Below are 17,256 nucleotides of genomic sequence, written 5' to 3'. Positions count from 1 at the left end.
TCCTCAGCCTCACGAGGATGCTACGCAGCCGAACGCGCCAAAACATTAATCGCATGTGTGAGACGGCGGCGAATGCTCGCCGCCGTGATGACAACTGCGCCGGTGGTTAAGGTTCGCTGAACGCGGACCAGCGATCCCTCTCGATCAGGCCCACTCGCCCTTGCGCATCACCGGCACCTTCGAGCCGTCGGCCTTGAGGCCGTCGATATCGATCTTGTCCGAACCGATCATCCAGTCGATGTGGATCAGGCTCTTGTTGCCGCCGCGCTTGGCGATCTCGTCCTGGCTCATCTTGGTGCCGTTGATGAAGCAGTCGGCGTAGCACTGGCCGAGCGCGATGTGGCTCGCGGCATTTTCATCGAACAGCGTATTGTAGAACAGCACGCCGCTCTTCGAAATCGGCGACGAGTGCGGTACCAGCGCCACTTCGCCCAGCCGGCGCGAGCCCTCGTCGGTGTCGAGCACCTTCTGCAGCACGGCCTCGCCCTTCGAAGCCTTGGCTTCGACGATCCGCCCACCCTCGAACTTCACCTCGATATCGGCGATCAGCGTACCGTTATGGCTGAGCGGCTTGGTCGAGCGGACATAGCCCTCGACGCGCTGGCTGTGCGGGGTGGTGAACACTTCCTCTGTGGGGATGTTCGGGTTGCAGGTGATGCCGTTCTTGGCCTCCGACGCGCCGCCCTTCCAGCGGTGCTCATCTGCAAGGCCAATCGTGAGGTCGGTGCCCGGGCCGACATAGTGCAGCGAGGCGAACTGCTGGCCGTTGAGCCAGGTCCAGCGCTCCTTAAGCTTGGCATTATGCGCCTTCCAGGCGCCGATCGGATCCTCGACATCGACCCGGCTCGCCGCAAAGATCGCGTCGGCGAGCTTCTTCACCGCCACCTCTTCGGGATCGTTGGGGAAGACCAGCCGGGCCCAGCTGGCATTGGGGTAGGAGACGATGTTCCAGTTGATGTCGAAGCCAGTGATCTTCTCCAGCGCCGGCTTATAGGCCATCGAGGTCGCGCGGTTGGCGCGCGCTACCTTGGCCGGATCTTCGCCCGCCAGCATCATCGGGTTGTCGCCCGAAATGGCGAGCCGCGCCGCATTGCCGTCGAACGCCTTGGCCATGCCCTCGAACAGCCAGCCCGGTGCCTTGTCGAAGCTCGCGTCCGCGGCGTGCCGATAGCGGTTGAGGGTGATCTCCTCGTCCGAAAAGATCGGCTGCACGATGCCGGCGCCGGCCTTGTAGGCGTGCTCGGTGATCTTGCGCACCAGTGGCAACGCCGCCATGGGCGCCGTCAGGACCAGGTCCTGCCCGGGCTGCAGCTGGAGCCCCACCTTGATCGCGACTTCCGCGAGCTTGTCGAGTTTGACCGGATCGATAGGGGTGTTGCCCTGAGCCATTGGAAAACCTTCGCGAAAATTGAGGCACGACCCTTACCCCTCGCTTCAGCCTGCTTCAAGGCGGCCAGATGCCGTAACTCGTCATCGCCGCGCTCGATCCTGGTCCCGATGCCCAATGCCCAGGCCCGTTGGGCCGCCAGCCGCTCGACGGCCTCGTCTTCGGGCCACTGCATGCCCATACGCGTCCAGTCCATGTCCATCTCCTGTGCTTGTCACAGGGATGGTCGAGCCGGCCTTGGGGGATTCGACATTTTGGGAATCGAGCGCTTGGCTACCCCTCACCCCGCGGTGAGGCCTTCGGCCTCATCCGCCACCCTCTCCCCAAAGGGGCGAGGGGGCGATGTGGCACTGCCGGTGCAAAGTGCGTCCCCTCGCCCCCCTGGGGAGAGGGCCAGGGTGAGGGGCGCCAAGCACACTGCACGTTAGTGCGCTCGCCCCGGCATCCGGTTGAACGCATCGAGCGCCGCGATCTTGTAGGCTTCGGCGAGGGTCGGGTAGTTGAAGGTGTTCTCGACAAAATAGTCGACCGTACCGCCCAGGTTCAGCACCGCTTGGCCGATATGCACCAGCTCGGTCGCCCCTTCGCCGATGATGTGGCAGCCCATGAGCTTGCGATCGTCGAGCGAGAATAGCAGCTTCATCATCCCCGATTGCAGCCCCATGATGTGCCCGCGCGAGGTCTCGCGGAACCGCGCTACGCCGCACTCATAGGGGACGCCCTTGGCCTTGAGCTGCTGCTCGGTCAGCCCGACCGTCGAGATCTCCGGCACCGCGTAGATGCCGTAGGGGAAATATTCGGGGGCAGGGGGCATCGGCGCGCCGAACGCATGGCAGGCGGCGATCCGCCCCTGTTCCATCGAGGTGGAGGCGAGCGAGGGAAAGCCGATCACATCGCCTGCCGCATAGATGTGCGGCACCGCGGTCTGGAAGGTCCGCGGGTCCACGGTCAGCCGTCCACGCTCGTCGGCGGTCAGCCCGCAGGCCTCGAGCTCCAGCGCCGCCGTCGCGCCGACCCGGCCGGCGCAGTAGAGCAGCGCCTCGGTGCGGATCTGCCGCCCGTCGCTCAGCGAGCTCACGGCAAAGCCGGCGGCGTCGACCTCGACCTTTTCCACCTTCACACCAAGGCGCAACTGCATGCCGCGCTTCCTCAGCTCGTGCACGAACTCGTCGATGATCTCGCGGTCGATGAACTCGAGGAAATTCTCGCGCGGTTCTACCAGCGTCACCGGCACGTCGAGCGCCGAAAAGATCGTCGCATACTCGATGCCGATCACCCCGGCGCCCACCACCGTCAGGCTCCTGGGCACCTTGGGGTCCGACGCCACGTCGTCGCTGTCGAACACGTTGGCCTGGTTGAACGGGATGTGCTTGGGCCGGTACGGCGCCGTGCCGACCGCGATGACGAAACGCTCGGCTTCGTATTCGCTTTCGCCCTCGCTGCCGTTCTTGATGGCGATCCGCTGCGGGCTGACGAAGCGGGCCCGCCCGGCCACCGTCCGCACCCCGTTGCGGGCAAACTGGTGCTCCAGCACGTCGATCTCGTGGTCGAGCGTCATCCGCAGCCGCGCCCCGAGATCCTTGCCCTCGATTTCCTTCTTCACCCGGTAGGCGAGCCCGTAAAAGCCGCGCTCGCGCCAGCCCGAGAGGTTGAGCACCGTTTCACGCAGCGTCTTCGACGGGATCGTGCCGGTGTGCACCGACACCACGCCGACCCGCAGCCGGTTCTCCACCACCAGCACCGCCTTGCCGAGCTTGGCCGCCTGAATAGCCGCCCGCCGCCCGGCCGGACCCGAGCCGATGACGATCAGATCGAAAGTGTCCATGTGTGCTGTCCCCCGAGACTGACTGTTGCACGCGGCAGATGAAGCTCACATGGCAAAGGCTGCATGGCGGGAATGCACCGCGCTTTCTGCCCTCAATACGAGGTCCGAGATTGTGGCGCGGGGGAGACTGTACGATCATAAGCAAACTGTCGGTTCGATTTGAGCATCCCGAATGACGGGATGCCCGCCAATTGACCCTGGACGCAGGCAACGTGAATGGAGGTTTCGATGGAACCGGAATTCATCCGGGAGCCGAACTTCGACGTCATCGGCATCGGCAGGGAATTTCTGTTCCCGCCGATCGCCTATCTGACTCTCGACCGCAAGCTACTCAAGATTCAGTGGCATCCGGGCAAAATCACCTATCACCTGCCGGAAACCTATCAGAGTGTCAGGTTCGAGACCCTCGCGGCCGCATTCTACGCGGCGTATGGCAAAGAGATGAGCTAGCAGCCACGTCAAGCGATTGGCCTCTGCCCCACAATGAAGCGGGGCATCTCAGCTCAAAGGGGTGTAGGCGATATTCTTGCGACCTCACGGAAGGGTTAGGGCGCGGGGTAGCCTCGCTCAGTAAGCCTCCGGCACATAGAGCTCCGGTTTCACCGCGTGGCGCACGTAGTCGGCGTGCCGCACCCGGTCGGGCAGCTGCACGTCCTGCTTGGGCACGTCCTCGTAGTTCACCTGGCTCAAGAGATGCGCAATGCAGTTGAGCCGCGCCCGCTTCTTGTCCACCGCCTGTACCACCCACCAGGGCGCTTCCTCGGTGTGGGTGCGGTCGAACATCTCTTCCTTGGCCTTGGTGTACTCTTCCCAGTGCACCCGGCTTTCGAGGTCCATGGGGCTGAGTTTCCACTGCTTCAGCGGATCGTGCAGCCGCATTTTGAAGCGGAATTCCTGCTCCTCGTCGGTGATCGAGAACCAGTATTTGACGAGGATGATGCCCGAGCGAACCAGCATGCGCTCGAACTCCGGCACGGTGCGGAAGAACTCTTCGAGCTCGTCCGGCGTGCAGAACCCCATCACTCGCTCGACGCCGGCACGGTTGTACCAGGAGCGGTCGAACAGCACCATTTCGCCTGCCGTCGGCAGATGCGGCACGTAGCGCTGGAAATACCACTGGTGCCGCTCGCGCTCGGTCGGCGCCGGCAGCGCCACCACCCGCGCCACGCGCGGGTTGAGCCGTTGCGTCACCCGCTTGATGGCGCCGCCCTTGCCGGCCGAGTCGCGGCCTTCGAACAGCACCACCATCTTGAGCTTCTTGTAGGCCACCCAATCCTGCAGCTTCACCAGCTCGTGCTGCAGCCGGAACAGCTCGCGGAAATACACCTTGCGGTCGATCGTATCATCGGCCGGGCCGGACATCCCCTCGGCGACCAGCTCATCGAGCCGGTCGTCTTCCATCTGCATTTCCAGCTCTTCGTCGAAATCGTCGGCGATCGCCTGCTTGATCCGCTCGAGTTCGGCCGGGGTCTTGGCTTCGTGATCGTTCATCGGTGCACCCATGGATAGCTCGGGGGGAGGGGTGCCCGTTCCATATGAACCTATTGTGACCGTATGTCGGGCCGTCCTGGTGCGAAGCGATTATTGCTCGGCGACGCCGGCAAGCCGTAGCCCATCGAGGATCGCTTTGGTCCGCGAGGCATCCTTCTGCGGCTGCGCCGCCCAGACCTGGGCGATGGTGACGCCCGGCGACAGCCGACGCAGCGTCAGGAGGTGGCGCTTGGCTTCGTCCATCCGTCCCAGATGCGCATTGGCGGCGACCAGCATCCAGTAGGTGCACACGAAGCTCGGGTTGGCCGAAACCGAACGCTTGGCCCAGACCAGCGCCTCCTCGTAGTTCTCCTTGATCATCTGCGCGTGCGAGATCGCCGTCAGTGGCCAATGCGCCCCATCGAGGCTGGGGCTGAGCCGGATCGCGTGTTCGCTGAAGGCGATCGCATCATCGACATTGCCGATATGCAGGTGCGTGATCCCGGCAAAGATCATCACCGTCAGGTTGTTGGGGTTGGCCTCCACCGCCCGCTGCGTCAGCATCAGCCCGCGGTCGTAATCGCGCAGGTTATGGATCAGCATCATCGAGCTGAGCGACAGTGCCACCGCGTCGTCGCGCGCATTGGCCAGCGCCCGTTCCACCAGCTCGATGCCATGCGCCGTGTCGTCGGTGCCGATTGCCGGCCAGCCCATGGTCGAGCGGTGCAGCATGGCGTTGCCCGCATAGACGAGGAAGGTCGGGTTGTTCGGCTCGAGCTCGATGGCTTTGAGCAGCAGGGCGATCGCCTCGGCATTGGCGTCGCGGGTCTGCGACAGGTGCATCGGCAGGGCGCGCAGATAGAGGTCATAGGCCTCGACACTGTCCGGCCGCTCCCGCCGCGAGCGCTCGATCTCGGCCCAGCGGATCGTCGGCTCAGCCACCGAGGCGACCTTGAGGGTGATCTGATCCTGGAACTCGAACACGTCGTCGAGCTTGCCGTCGAACTTGTCAGCCCAGAGGTGGGCGCCGGTCATTGCGTCCACCAGCTGCGCCGTGATGCGCAGCCGGTCGCGGGCTCGCCGCACGCTGCCCTCGAGCACGTAGCGCACCCCCAATTCGCGCCCCACCTGCCGCACGTCGACGGCGCGGCCCTTGTAGACGAAGCTCGAATTGCGGGCGACTACCGCGAAATCGCGGAACCGGCTCAGCGCGGTGATGATGTCCTCGACCACCCCGTCGGCGAAATACTCCTGTTCGCTGTCGCCGCCCATATTGTCGAACGGCAGCACGGCGACCGTGGGCCGCCGCGGCGTTACTGGACCGAACTCCGGCGACCTGGTACTTCGGCCGACCCCGGTCACCACCTCGAACACCCGCACCGGCCGGGCGATGTTCTTCAGCTCGCGCTCGCCGAGGTCGCGGAAACCGGTCTTCATCCGGTCGCGGACTTCCTCGAACACCTTGCCCGAAACATAGACACCGCCGGGCTCGCCGATCTGCTGCAGCCGGGCCGCGACATTGATACCGTCGCCATAGATGTGGGAATCATCGTGCACCACATCGCCCTGGTTGACGCCGACGCGGAAGATCAGCCGCTTGTTGGCCGGCACGTCGGCATTGCGCTCGGCCATCAGCGCCTGCATGGCGACGGCGGCTTCAACGGCTGAGACTGTGCTGGAGAACTCGGCGACGATGCCGTCGCCGGCAAGGTCGACCACCCGCCCGCCATGCCGCTGCAGCAGCTGGAGCACGGCAGTCTGGTGTCCCTTCAGCGCAGCGACGGTGCCGGATTCGTCAGCGCCAATCAGGGCGCTGTATCCCGCTACGTCCGCACACAACACCGCCGCCAGGCGGCGCGACAAAACATGTTCCATTTCCGCTTCCTAGGCGGAGTCACCGCGCCCTGTCTCAGGGTAAAGCGTGGAGTTGTTACTTGGAAGTGGAAACGTAAGCTCACTCTGCTTTCGAGATGAGCCGAAAATCCGGCAGATCACGTAAGGCCAGCTCCGGTCCGGCCGGCGAATAGACCACGAACAGCTGCATCGGGCCGGTCCCGGTATTGAGCGTCGAGTGGAATCGGTCCTCCGGCACGAACACCGTGCAGCCCGGTCCGACCTTCTGTACCACCGGCACGCCTTCGGGCGTCTCGACCATCTGCTCGCCCTCGCCCGAGATCACGAAAATGATCTCTTCGGCCCCCGGATGGTTGTGCCGGCTGTGCCCCTGGCCCGGCGGCAGATCCACCACCCCGCCGGAAAACCGCTTCGCCCCATTCACCTCCGGCGCCACCGTCAGCGCCAGCTGTCCCCAGTCGAACCCGAACGCGCTGACATCACGCGGGTAGACAAAATTGTTCTCGGCCATTGTTTTTCTCCACATCGGGGCTCCGCACCCCCCACCCTTGATCCCTCCCCGCAACGGGGGAGGGAGACGACTGCGCCTCGCGCTCGAACGGTCGACTAAGCCCCCGTCCGCAACCCCTTGAACCCCTCAACCTGGCGCTTGATCGCCACTTCCACCGGCAGCCGCTCCATCGAGCTCGCCCCGTAAAAGCCGTGGCACCCCTTCACCCGGTCGAGGATGAACTTCGCGTCGTCAGGCATCGAGATCGGCCCGCCATGGCAGAGGACGATGACGTTATCCCTTACCCGGCGCGCTGCCGCCGCGATCGCTTCGATCTCGTTCGCACACTGCTCGAGCGATTTCGCCGCCGTCGCGCCGATGGCGCCGCCGGTCGTCACCCCCATATGCGCGACGATGATGTCGGCGCCGGCCCTGGTCATCGCCACCGCTTCGTCGGGGTTGAACACATAAGGCGTGGTGAGGAGGTCCAGCTTGTGCGCCTCGGCGATCATCTCGACCTCGAGCCCATAACCCATGCCGGTCTCCTCGAAGCTGACCCGCATCACCCCGTCGAACAGCCCGATGGTGGGAAAGTTCTGCACCCCCGAGAACCCCATGGCTTTGAGCTCGGCGAGGAACTGCGGCATCAGGACGAACGGATCGGTGCCGTTCACCCCCGCCAGCACCGGGGTGCGCTTCACCACCGGCAGCACCTCGCGCGCCATGTCCTTGACGATCTCGTTGGCGTTGCCATAGGCCAGCAGCCCTGCGGCCGAGCCGCGCCCGGCCATGCGATAGCGCCCCGAATTGTAGATGATGATCAGGTCGATGCCGCCGGCTTCTTCGGCCTTGGCCGAAATGCCGGTGCCGGCCCCGCCGCCCACGATCGGCTGCCCGCGGGCCACCATGTCGTGGAATTTTCTGAGGATTTCGGCGCGCGCGATGGCAGCCATGCTGTCTCCCAAGAGGTTATTATGACGTGATTTCGTGAAAGGCGCGCATCGCGGCCTCGGCAAAACTAGGGTCGTTGATGTGGCAGTCGAGCCGGATCAGCTGCCGGTCGCCAGTCCACTGCACCGTCCGCTCGATGGCCTCGAACAGCTCGGCATCGGCCTCGGCGTCGCGGAACGCACCGCCCTCGATATCGAGCGCCGAAACGCCCCGTAGCGGCAAGAGGAAGCGCACCGGCCCGACTGCGGCGTTGAGCTTGCCGCCGATCCATTCCCCGATCGCCCGGCACTCGTCGGCGCTGGTGCGCATCAGCGTCACATTGGCATTGTGCGCGTAGAACAGGCGGTCGGCATAATGCGGCGGCACGGTCTCGGGCGCCCAGAAGTTGACCATGTCGCAGGCTCCGACCGAGCCGACATAAGGCACCGGCCGCCGCGACAGGCAGTCGAGCCGTTCCGGCCCAGCCGGCAGCACGCCGCCGAGCAGGTAGTCGCAGACCTCGGTTGTCGTGACGTCGATCAAGGCGCCGACCAGGCCGGAATCGACCAGCATTTCCATGGTCTTGCCGCCGGTACCGGTGGCATGGAAGACCAAGGGTTCAACGGCCCCGGTCAACAGTTCGACGATCTGGGTGACCGCCGGCGTCGTCACCCCGAACATGGTGAGCCCGACCGCCAGCTTGGTCGCCGGCTCCACCATCGTCGGGTTGGCGCTCATCGCCACCACGGCGAGCGCCGCATTGGAGAGGATAACACGCGATATCCGGTTGAGCCCGGCGAGGTCGGTCACCGACGGCATCATCACGATATCGCTGACCCCGACATAGGGCCCGACATCGCCCGAGGCGAGGGTGGAGACCATCACTTTAGGCAGGCCAATCGGCAGTTTCCGCATCCCTGCTGTGACGATCGAGGTGCCGCCGCCACCGCCGATCCCGACCATGCCAGCGATGTCATCACGTGTTATGACAAATTGCGCGAAGGCCGCTGCCATGCCGGCCACGGCAACACCGCGGTCGGTGCCCTCGAGCAGCCCGGGTGGTCCGAACTTCGCCACCTCCGCTGCCCCGACTTCCGGTGGAATGGTCGGCGCGCGGATTCCCACATCGACCACCAGCGGATCGGCGCCGAGCGCTCGGATTTTCTCGGCGAGGAAGGCCAGTTCCTCGCCTTTGGTGTCGGCGGTGCCGACCACATAGATGCGCTTCATCGCACCCCTCCCGACACCGTTCGGGTGACCCCGCCGGTGTTCTCGCCGCCATGTCATGGCAGAGGCCCGCCGCCATTGCAAAGCATTTTGAGATGTGCGTATCATTTCGATATGGACGTCTCACAGCCCGACGAGCAGCAGGTTTCCGAGCCGAAAGGCGCCAGGGCGCGCACCCGTAAGCTCATGCTCGAAACCGCCATCGCGCTGATGCAGCAGGGCCAGACGCCCTCGGTCAGCGATGTCGCCGAAGCCGCAGAGGTGTCGCGCGCCACGGCCTATCGCTACTTCCCCAGCCAGGCGGCTTTGGTCCACGCCGTAGTCGATGAGGGGCTGGGGCCGATCCTCAACTGGCAGAGTGCCAGCGACGATCCCGAGACCCGCGTCCTCGACCTCCTGGCGCTCACCATGCCGCGGGTTGCGGAATTCGAGGCGACCTTCAAGGCGGCGCTCAAGCTGTCGCTCGAGCAGTGGGCGCAGCGTCGTGCCGGCACCCTTGGGGCCGAGCCGCCCTTCAAGCGCGGCCATCGCGTCGAGCTGTTGCAAATGGCGATAGCGCCACTCAAGAATAAATTGCCCGAGGCCAAGTTCCAACGACTCGCAAAGGCGCTGTCATTGGTCTACGGTCTGGAAGTTCTTATTGTTCTCAAAGACTTGTGGGGGCTTGAGTTCGAAGAAACTACCGAGGTCGCGACCTGGGCGGCCGCCGCGCTAGTTCGTGCCGCGGTCGCGGAGTCCGCCGCCTGATCCGGCATGGGAAACTATTTTCCTAAACTGGGCCTCGACTTGCATAAATGCTAGCATGTTAGCTTGACGAGGCTGGCAAAACGTTGAATTTGTAGTTCTGACGCACGTCGATCAAGGAGGAGGATCAAGTGCGACGGGCGCTGAGGGGCGCCGCAGCCGGTGACCGCGGGAGGCCTTGGGAGAGGCCGCTGCTGCTGGTCCCGGCGATGAGGGACATTGTTTCCCGCACGTCGCGAGAGAACGACCGGCCGCCGAAGCTTGGGAGAGCTTTTGGCCGGTTCGCTGCTGTGAAGGCCCCCGGCAAGGAGGAGGGGCTTCGGCTGGTGCCGCATCTGCCGGCCGTCGGAAGCGCTAGAGGGAGGACCATAATGCGCACTGCTACCAAGGGCATGCTGGCCGGTTTGGGCCTGATGCTTGTGTCGAGCACGTCTGTGCTCGCGCAGGAACTGACGATACTCTGGGCCGAATGGGATCCGGCCAACTACCTGCAGGAACTGGTCAATGCCTACCAGGCAGAGACCGGCGTCACCGTCACCGTCGAGACTGTGCCGTGGCCCGATTTCCAGACCAAGGCGTTCACCGAATTCAACGCCCAGGGTTCCGCCTATGACCTCGTCGTTGGCGACAGCCAGTGGCTGGGTGCCGGCTCGACCGGCGGCCACTATGTCGACCTCACCGAGTTCGTCAAAACTCACAACCTCACCACCACAATGGCTCCGGCCACCATGCAGTTCTACTCGGAGTACCCGGGTGGCTCGGGCACCTACTGGTCGGTGCCGCTCGAAGGCGACGCCGTTGGCTGGGCCTATCGCAAGGATTGGTTCGAAGATCCGACCGAGATGGCGAACTTCAAAGCCAAGTACGGCTACGATCTCGGCGTGCCGAAGGACCTCAAGCAACTCGTCGATATCGCCGAGTTCTTCCACCGTCCGGCCGAAAATCGCTACGGCGCTGCCGTCTATACGCAGGTCCCGGGCGACGCCATCACCATGGGTGCCGAGACATTCATCTTCTCGTATGGCGGATCGCTCGGTGACTACGCCAACTACAAGGTCACAGGTCTGCTGAACTCGAAGGAGTCGGCCGAGGGCCTCGAGGACTACAAGAAGCTCTATACCTACGGCCCTCCGGGCTGGGGCAACGCCTTCTTTGCCGAAGTGAACACGGCAATCGCGCAGGGCCAAGTAGCGATGGGGATGAACTTCTTCGCGTTCTTCCCGTCGCTGCTCAATGAGGCGACCAATCCGCAGGCCAAGAATATGGGTTTCTTTGCGAACCCGCCCGGCCCGCGTGGTGACGACTTCGCCGCTCTGGGCGGCCAGGGGATTTCGCTGGTCTCCTACAGCCAGAACAAGGACGAGGCGATGAAGTTCCTCGAGTGGCTGGTCAAGGACGAGACCCAGAAGAAGTGGGCCGAACTGGGCGGTTATACCGCTGCTGCGGCCATCCTCGAGTCGGACGAGTTCCAGAACGCGACGCCGTACAACAAGGCGTTCTTCGAGACCATGTTCAAGGTTCGTGACTTCTGGGCACTGCCCGAATACGCCGAGCTGCTCGACGAGGGCCAGCAGGGCTTCTACGACTATGTCGTGAACGGCAATGGCACCGCTCAGGAGGCGCTCGACAAGCTCGCCGCGACCTGGGTCGAAAGCCTCAAGGCTGCCGGCTACCCTGCCGAGTAACCCAACGACTGCGACCCGGGGAGGGGAGAACCTCCTCTCCGGGCCAATTTCTAATCGGGGGATCATGCATTGACGACCATGATGACGACGCTCAGCCCGACTTCGCGAGCGGCTACGCGTGGCTGGAGCGACATCACCATCAGGAACCTTTTCGTCATCCCGACGGTCGCGTTCCTCATCATTTTCAACGTCTTCCCGCTGCTCTATTCGCTGGGCTTCTCGTTCACCGATTTCCGTGCATCGAGTAAAGACGCCGCCAATTTCGTCGGCCTCCAGAACTACGCCGACATCCTGGCCGATCCGGTGATCTGGCGGAGCTTCGCCACTACGCTCTGGTATGTCATCGTCTCGGTGAGCGGCCAGTTCGTCGTCGGCTTCGGGCTGGCGCTGCTGCTCAATCGGCCGATCCCCGGCAAGGGGCTGCTGACCACTCTGCTGCTCTTGCCCATGATGCTCTCGCCGGTCGTGGTGGGGCTGTTCTGGAAGCTCATTTACGATCCGTCCTGGGGTATTCTGAACTACGCGCTGGGCCTGGGCAAAACCGCCTGGCTCACCGACGCGAACCTTGCGCTTTACGCTGTCGCCATCACCGATATCTGGATGTGGTCGCCCTTCGTCATGCTGCTCTCGCTCGCTGGTCTCAGCGCGGTGCCCAAGCATCTGTACGAAGCCGCCTCGATCGACCGCGCCAGCAAGCTCTACACCTTCTTTCGGGTCACGCTCCCACTGGTCGCGCCGATCCTGCTCATCGCCGTCATCTTCCGCACCATGGAGGCGTTCAAGACCTTCGACATCGCCTTCGTGATGACCGGCCAGCCGCAGGCGGAACTGATCTCGTCGCGCCTCTACAAGATGGCGTTCGCGCAGTGGCAGACGGGGCCGGCCTCGGCGCTCGCCTACATCGTGCTGATCATGGTGCTGTGCATTACCAACATCTACGTGAAGTACCTCAACAAGGCCAAGGAGCGCTAGAATGGCTGTCGTTTCAACGCGCTCCGGACGACTGGGCAACCGCATTGCGATCGCTGTCGTGATCGTCGTCACGCTGATCTTCCTGTCCCCGATCTACTGGATCACGACGACGGCGTTCAAGCCGCTCGTGCAGGCCACGTCGGTGCCGCCCTCGGTGCTCTTCGAGCCCCAGATCACGCCTTTCGTGAAGCTCTTCACCAAGCGGGCCCAATTGACCGCGCCCGTCGCACCCGAGGTCTATGAGGCGGCGCCCTGGTGGGAGCGGCTGGTTCTCGACGGCGGCGAACGTCTCGCCCGCGACGGTAAGGGCGACGTCGTCTTTTCCGCCTATCCGGATCGATTCATCAACTCGCTGATCATCGCCATAACCTCGACCATCCTTGCGGTGTCGATGGGCACGATCACCGCCTATGGCTTCTCGCGCTTCCGGGTGAAGGGCGAGGCCGACCTCCTGTTCTTCATCCTCTCGACGCGCATGCTGCCACCCATCGTGGTCGCTATCCCGATGTTCCTGATGTATCGAGCGGTCGGTCTCAACGACACCCATGTCGGACTGATCATTCTCTATACCGCGTTCAACGTGTCGTTTGCGGTTTGGCTGATGAAGGGGTTCATGGACGAGATCCCCAAGGAGTATGAAGAGGCTGCTCTGGTCGACGGCTACACGCGCATGCAGGCTTTCTTCAAGATCGTCCTGCCCGAGGCCGCCACGGGCATCGCTGCCACCGCAGTATTCTGTTTCATCACGGCCTGGAACGAGTACGCTTTCGCGCTCATCCTCACCAATCGCCGGGCGCAGACGGCGCCTCCCTTCATTCCCAGCCAGATCGGCACGGGTCTGCAGGACTGGACCGTCATCGCTGCCGGTACGGTGCTGTTCCTGATCCCGGTCGCGATCTTCACCTTCCTCCTGCGCAACCACTTGCTGCGCGGCATGAGCTTCGGAGCGATCCGCAAATGACGCCTGAAGAAACCAAGGCTGAGCGCGACAAGAAGCAGGCGTTTCGACGCTTCAACGCCCGTATCCTTGAACCCGGTTCGATGGCCTTCATGCTGCTGGGGATACTGTTCCTGTGCCAGCCCTGGGTCGAATTCCTCCACCAGTACTCCGTCCTCGTCATGCTGATCGGCCTCATCGGCTTCAACGTCGCCGTACATATCCCGCCCCCGGACGGTCCCGAGCCTGACGCGGACGATACGGGCCCGGTCTCCATCTCGGCCGCGGTCAAGGGGCACCCACATGGCTGAGATTGAACTTCGCCATATCGACAAGCATTTCGGACCGGTTCACGTCATTCGCGATGTCAACCTCACCGTCAAGGATCGCGAGTTCGTCGTCTTCCTTGGTCCCTCAGGCTGCGGCAAGACCACGACGCTGCGCGCCATCGCCGGGCTTGAGGAAATCGACTCGGGCGATATCCTGCTCGACGGCAAGCCGATCCAGAACCTCAGCGCCGCTGATCGCGACATCGCCTTCGTGTTCCAGAACTATGCGCTCTATCCGCATTTCACCGTCTATGAGAACCTCGCTTTCCCGCTGCGCGCCGTCGGCACCAGCAAGGACGAGGTCGATCGAACCGTGCGCTCGGTTGGCAAGTCTCTAGGCATCGGCCACATGCTCAATGCACGTCCTTCGTCGCTGTCGGGCGGCGACATGCAGCGCGTCGCCATCGGCCGCGCCCTGGTGCGCCGGCCCAAGGCCTTGCTGCTCGACGAGCCGATCGGTTCGCTCGATGCCAAGCTGCGCGAGACCATGCGTGTCGAACTCAAGCGCCTGCATTTCGAGAACGGCTCCACATCCATCTACGTGACCCACGACCAGGTCGAGGCCATGTCGCTCGCCGACCGCATCGTCGTGATGAATGAGGGCGTCCTGCAGCAGGTCGGCACCCCGACCGAGGTCTATCTGTATCCGGCCAATCTGTTCGTGGCGCAGTTCATCGGCTCACCCATCATGAACATTTCCGCCACCAGGATCAGCGAGGCCGATGGCACCGCCCGGATCGCTCTCGACAGCGCCAGCTTCGAGTTGCCGCGCGAGCTGCTCGGCATGCTGCAGCAGAAAAAGGCCGGCACCGATCTCTCACTCGGCGTGCGCCCCGAGGGTGTGCTGCTCAGCCACGACAGCAGGGCGGGTTACCAGCCGGCTGAGGCTCACATCATCCAGCCCTTCGGCAGCTTCGACATCGTCGATCTCAAGCTCGGCGAAAAAACCCTGCGTGCCCGCACCGCGTCGGGCTTCGTGACCAAGGCCGGCACCCAGGTCTGGGCTCGGATCGACCCGTCGCAGGCGCATTTCTTCGATACCAAATCGGGCGCCTCGCTCGACATCCGGCTGGCGCGTGACGAGGAAAGGTCGCGAGACGTTCCTACGCCGATCACCCGACAAAACGTGGAGCTCTAGGCGACCGACATGGCCCGTATCCGTCTCGACAAAGTCTCCAAGCGGTTCGGCGTGCATACTGCCGTCTCGGACCTCAGCATCGATGTGGCCGATGGTGAATTCTTCGTCCTGCTCGGCCCCACCGGCGCCGGCAAGACCACGACCCTGCGCATGATCGCCGGGCTCGAGAAGCCCAGTGCCGGCAGCATCTACATCGACGACGAGAACGTCGATGCCTGGGGCCCCGCCGAGCGCGACGTCGCCCTCGTCCTGCAGCAATACTCGCTCTATCCGCGTCTCTCCGTACGCGAAAACCTGGCCTTCCCGCTGCGCTCGAACGTGCGCAAGATGAGCCAGCCCGACATCGACAAGCGCATCGACTATGCCTCGAAGACGCTGCGTATCACGCACCTGCTCGATCGTAAGACGGACCGTCTGAGTGGCGGTGAAATGCAGCGCGTCTCCATCGGCCGCGCCATCGTGCGCGAACCCAAGGTCTTCCTGATGGACGAGCCGCTCTCGGCGCTCGACGCCAAGCTGCGCGAGGCCCTGCGCTCCGAGCTCAAGGACCTGCAGATGCGGCTCGGCGCCACGTTCATCTTCGTCACCCACGACCAGGTCGAGGCGATGACCATGGGCGACCGCATCGCAGTGCTCAACAAGGGCAGGATCGTCCAGGTCGGTACGCCACGCGACGTCTACACCAACCCGCGCGACACGTTCGTTGCGAGCTTCGTCGGCTCGCCCGCCATCAACCTGTTGCCCGGCAGCCTTGCCGGTGACGTGGCAAGCGTCGCCCAGGCTTTTGAGATGCCGATCACCCGCAGCGCCGCGGTTGAGGGGCCGGTGACCTTCGGCATCCGGCCGGAAGACGTCGAGGTCACCGCCGGCGCCCCGAACGAGGCGCGCATCCACGACGTCGAAAACCATGGCATCGAAAAGATCGTCACCTTGCGCGTCGGCGAAAACCTGATGCGCGCTGCCGTCCCGGCCCGTGTCGAGGTCAAGGTCGAGGAAGCCGTGCGCTTCAGCTGGAACCCCGACAAGGTGATGCTGTTCGACGCCAAAACCGGCCTGAACCTCAGGGGGCAGGCGGCCTGATTTGTTTTGAGACTTTAGACCCCAGGGGAGGGGGACCATGGCATCCAACAACTACCCGAAGCTCCACAACGCCACCTGGCCCGGCGTGGTCGGCAAGGGCGCTCCCGGCGCCGAGCCGATTATCTCCCTCGATACGCTGCTGCAGCTCACGGCCAATGCCGAGGTCGATGGCCAGAAGTTTGACGGCGTCGATCTGTGGCTCGCCGATCCCCACATTTCCATCGATAGCTCGAAGGACGATGTGAAACGCATGGCCGACCACATCGCGAGCTTCGGCCTCAAGGTCGGTAGCTTCGTTGCCCCAATCTGGGGTGGCGCCGGTGGCGGCTCCGCCATGGGCGACGCCGATGAGGTCAAGCGCTTCCTCACCCAGGTCGAGAAGGCCTGTCGCATCGGCCAGCAGATGCGCGAGCTCGGCATCCGCCCTACCGGCGGCGTCCGCATCGACAGCTCCACCGGCGTCGAGGCCTGGGACACCGACCCCACGGGGAACACCAGGAAGATCGCCGATACCTTCCGCGAGGCCGGCCGCATCGCCCAGCACTATGGCGAGTACATCGTCGCCGAAGGCGAGATCTGCTGGGGCGGCATGCATTCCTGGCGTGAGAACGTAAAGCTGCTCGAGCTGGTCAACATGCCCGGCGTCGTTGGCTACCAGGCCGACATGGCGCACTCGATGCTGTTCGTCCTCGGCGCCAATGCCGAGAAAGACCGTATCCTGCCCAAGGATTTCGAGTGGAGCGACAAGGCGGCGCTCGATGCCGCCTATCATAAGGTCGCCGACGCACTCCGCCCCTGGACGCTGGATTTCCACGTCGCCCAGAATGACGGCACCACTTTCGGTTCCGGCGACCACGAAAAGACCGGGCGCCACTGCCAGATCGACGACCCCAATGGCCGGCTCGATGTGGTGAAGCACGCCGGCTACTGGCTGCGCGACGACAAGGGCGAGCTGACCAGGAAAATGCGTCACATCTGCTGGGACGGCTGCATGTTCCCCAACGCCGTCATGGAGCAGCAGGAAACCTGGAACAAGGTCCTCGGCGCCATGCTCAAAGTCCGCGAAGCCCACGGCTGGCGGGAATAGGCGTCATGGGGAAGAGGCGTTGCACTTTCCCCACCTACCGGGTCATCCCCGCGAAAGCGGGGATCTCCGTTTGCGATCTCTCGGCGTGCGCCCAAACGGAG

Annotated in this window: 16 protein-coding genes; 9 read left to right on the top strand and 7 right to left on the bottom strand. The window is 63.9% G+C overall.

Annotated elements, in window-relative coordinates:
• Positions 1-144 precede the first annotated feature (144 nt).
• Together ACSQ23_RS00920 and sthA are read right to left on the bottom strand one after the other, a co-directional pair.
• On the bottom strand, positions 145-1,389 hold the full coding sequence (locus ACSQ23_RS00920) for an aminopeptidase (RefSeq protein ID WP_055887956.1): 1,245 nt from the start codon (positions 1,387-1,389) through the stop codon (positions 145-147).
• Positions 1,390-1,811: 422 nt separating this feature from the next.
• Positions 1,812-3,212, bottom strand: coding sequence for a Si-specific NAD(P)(+) transhydrogenase (gene sthA / locus ACSQ23_RS00915; protein WP_436089409.1), 1,401 nt, complete (start codon positions 3,210-3,212; stop codon positions 1,812-1,814).
• 228 nt (positions 3,213-3,440) lie between these two features.
• On the opposite strand from sthA, the gene ACSQ23_RS00910 reads away from it, so the two are divergent.
• Positions 3,441-3,662, top strand: coding sequence for a hypothetical protein (locus ACSQ23_RS00910; protein WP_436089408.1), 222 nt, complete (start codon positions 3,441-3,443; stop codon positions 3,660-3,662).
• A gap of 117 nt (positions 3,663-3,779) precedes the next feature.
• On the opposite strand, the gene ppk2 is transcribed toward ACSQ23_RS00910, so the two are convergent.
• The 5 genes from ppk2 to ACSQ23_RS00885 all read right to left on the bottom strand — a co-directional run bounded on the left by ppk2 (position 3,780) and on the right by ACSQ23_RS00885 (position 9,186).
• Positions 3,780-4,703, bottom strand: a complete 924-nt coding sequence (ppk2, locus tag ACSQ23_RS00905; RefSeq protein ID WP_056003213.1) for a polyphosphate kinase 2 — start codon at positions 4,701-4,703, stop codon at positions 3,780-3,782.
• Between the two features lie 90 nt (positions 4,704-4,793).
• A complete protein-coding gene (locus tag ACSQ23_RS00900) occupies positions 4,794-6,557 on the bottom strand; it encodes an adenylate/guanylate cyclase domain-containing protein (protein WP_055887951.1) in 1,764 nt (587 codons plus the stop codon).
• Positions 6,558-6,636: 79 nt separating this feature from the next.
• Entirely contained in the window at positions 6,637-7,047 is a 411-nt protein-coding gene (locus ACSQ23_RS00895; protein WP_056002740.1) for a cupin domain-containing protein, read from the bottom strand.
• Positions 7,048-7,142: 95 nt separating this feature from the next.
• Complete coding sequence (locus tag ACSQ23_RS00890; protein ID WP_436089407.1) at positions 7,143-7,979, bottom strand: phosphoenolpyruvate hydrolase family protein; 837 nt, start codon at positions 7,977-7,979, stop codon at positions 7,143-7,145.
• A gap of 19 nt (positions 7,980-7,998) precedes the next feature.
• Positions 7,999-9,186, bottom strand: coding sequence for a Tm-1-like ATP-binding domain-containing protein (locus tag ACSQ23_RS00885; RefSeq protein WP_436089406.1), 1,188 nt, complete (start codon positions 9,184-9,186; stop codon positions 7,999-8,001).
• Between the two features lie 111 nt (positions 9,187-9,297).
• On the opposite strand from ACSQ23_RS00885, the gene ACSQ23_RS00880 reads away from it, so the two are divergent.
• The 8 genes from ACSQ23_RS00880 (at position 9,298) to ACSQ23_RS00845 (ending at position 17,155) form a co-directional block, all read left to right on the top strand.
• The gene (locus tag ACSQ23_RS00880) at positions 9,298-9,930 is read left to right on the top strand and encodes a TetR/AcrR family transcriptional regulator (RefSeq protein WP_055887937.1); all 633 of its coding nucleotides are present in this window, start codon (positions 9,298-9,300) and stop codon (positions 9,928-9,930) included.
• 368 nt (positions 9,931-10,298) lie between these two features.
• Entirely contained in the window at positions 10,299-11,612 is a 1,314-nt protein-coding gene (locus ACSQ23_RS00875) for an ABC transporter substrate-binding protein (RefSeq protein WP_436089405.1), read from the top strand.
• A gap of 81 nt (positions 11,613-11,693) precedes the next feature.
• Positions 11,694-12,584 (top strand): carbohydrate ABC transporter permease, encoded by an 891-nt coding sequence (locus ACSQ23_RS00870; RefSeq protein ID WP_055888021.1) that lies wholly within the window; start codon positions 11,694-11,696, stop codon positions 12,582-12,584.
• A gap of 1 nt (position 12,585) precedes the next feature.
• Positions 12,586-13,545: a carbohydrate ABC transporter permease gene (locus ACSQ23_RS00865; protein WP_055887932.1), complete on the top strand. Its 960-nt coding sequence runs from the start codon at positions 12,586-12,588 to the stop codon at positions 13,543-13,545.
• Complete coding sequence (locus ACSQ23_RS00860; RefSeq protein ID WP_156384756.1) at positions 13,542-13,832, top strand: hypothetical protein; 291 nt, start codon at positions 13,542-13,544, stop codon at positions 13,830-13,832. Before ACSQ23_RS00865 ends, ACSQ23_RS00860 begins: the two co-directional genes overlap by 4 nt.
• A complete protein-coding gene (locus tag ACSQ23_RS00855; RefSeq protein ID WP_082533563.1) occupies positions 13,825-14,988 on the top strand; it encodes an ABC transporter ATP-binding protein in 1,164 nt (387 codons plus the stop codon). Before ACSQ23_RS00860 ends, ACSQ23_RS00855 begins: the two co-directional genes overlap by 8 nt.
• 9 nt (positions 14,989-14,997) lie before the next feature.
• Positions 14,998-16,068 (top strand): ABC transporter ATP-binding protein, encoded by a 1,071-nt coding sequence (locus tag ACSQ23_RS00850; protein WP_056002731.1) that lies wholly within the window; start codon positions 14,998-15,000, stop codon positions 16,066-16,068.
• Positions 16,069-16,105: 37 nt separating this feature from the next.
• A complete protein-coding gene (locus ACSQ23_RS00845; RefSeq protein ID WP_056002728.1) occupies positions 16,106-17,155 on the top strand; it encodes a TIM barrel protein in 1,050 nt (349 codons plus the stop codon).
• Positions 17,156-17,256 lie beyond the last annotated feature (101 nt).

The sequence above is a fragment of the Devosia sp. LjRoot16 genome, assembly GCF_964252795.1.
Classification (GTDB): Bacteria; Pseudomonadota; Alphaproteobacteria; order Rhizobiales; family Devosiaceae; genus Devosia_A.
The sequence above is the reverse complement of the archived record's forward strand: the minus strand, read 5'-3'. Positions and strand labels throughout refer to the sequence as shown.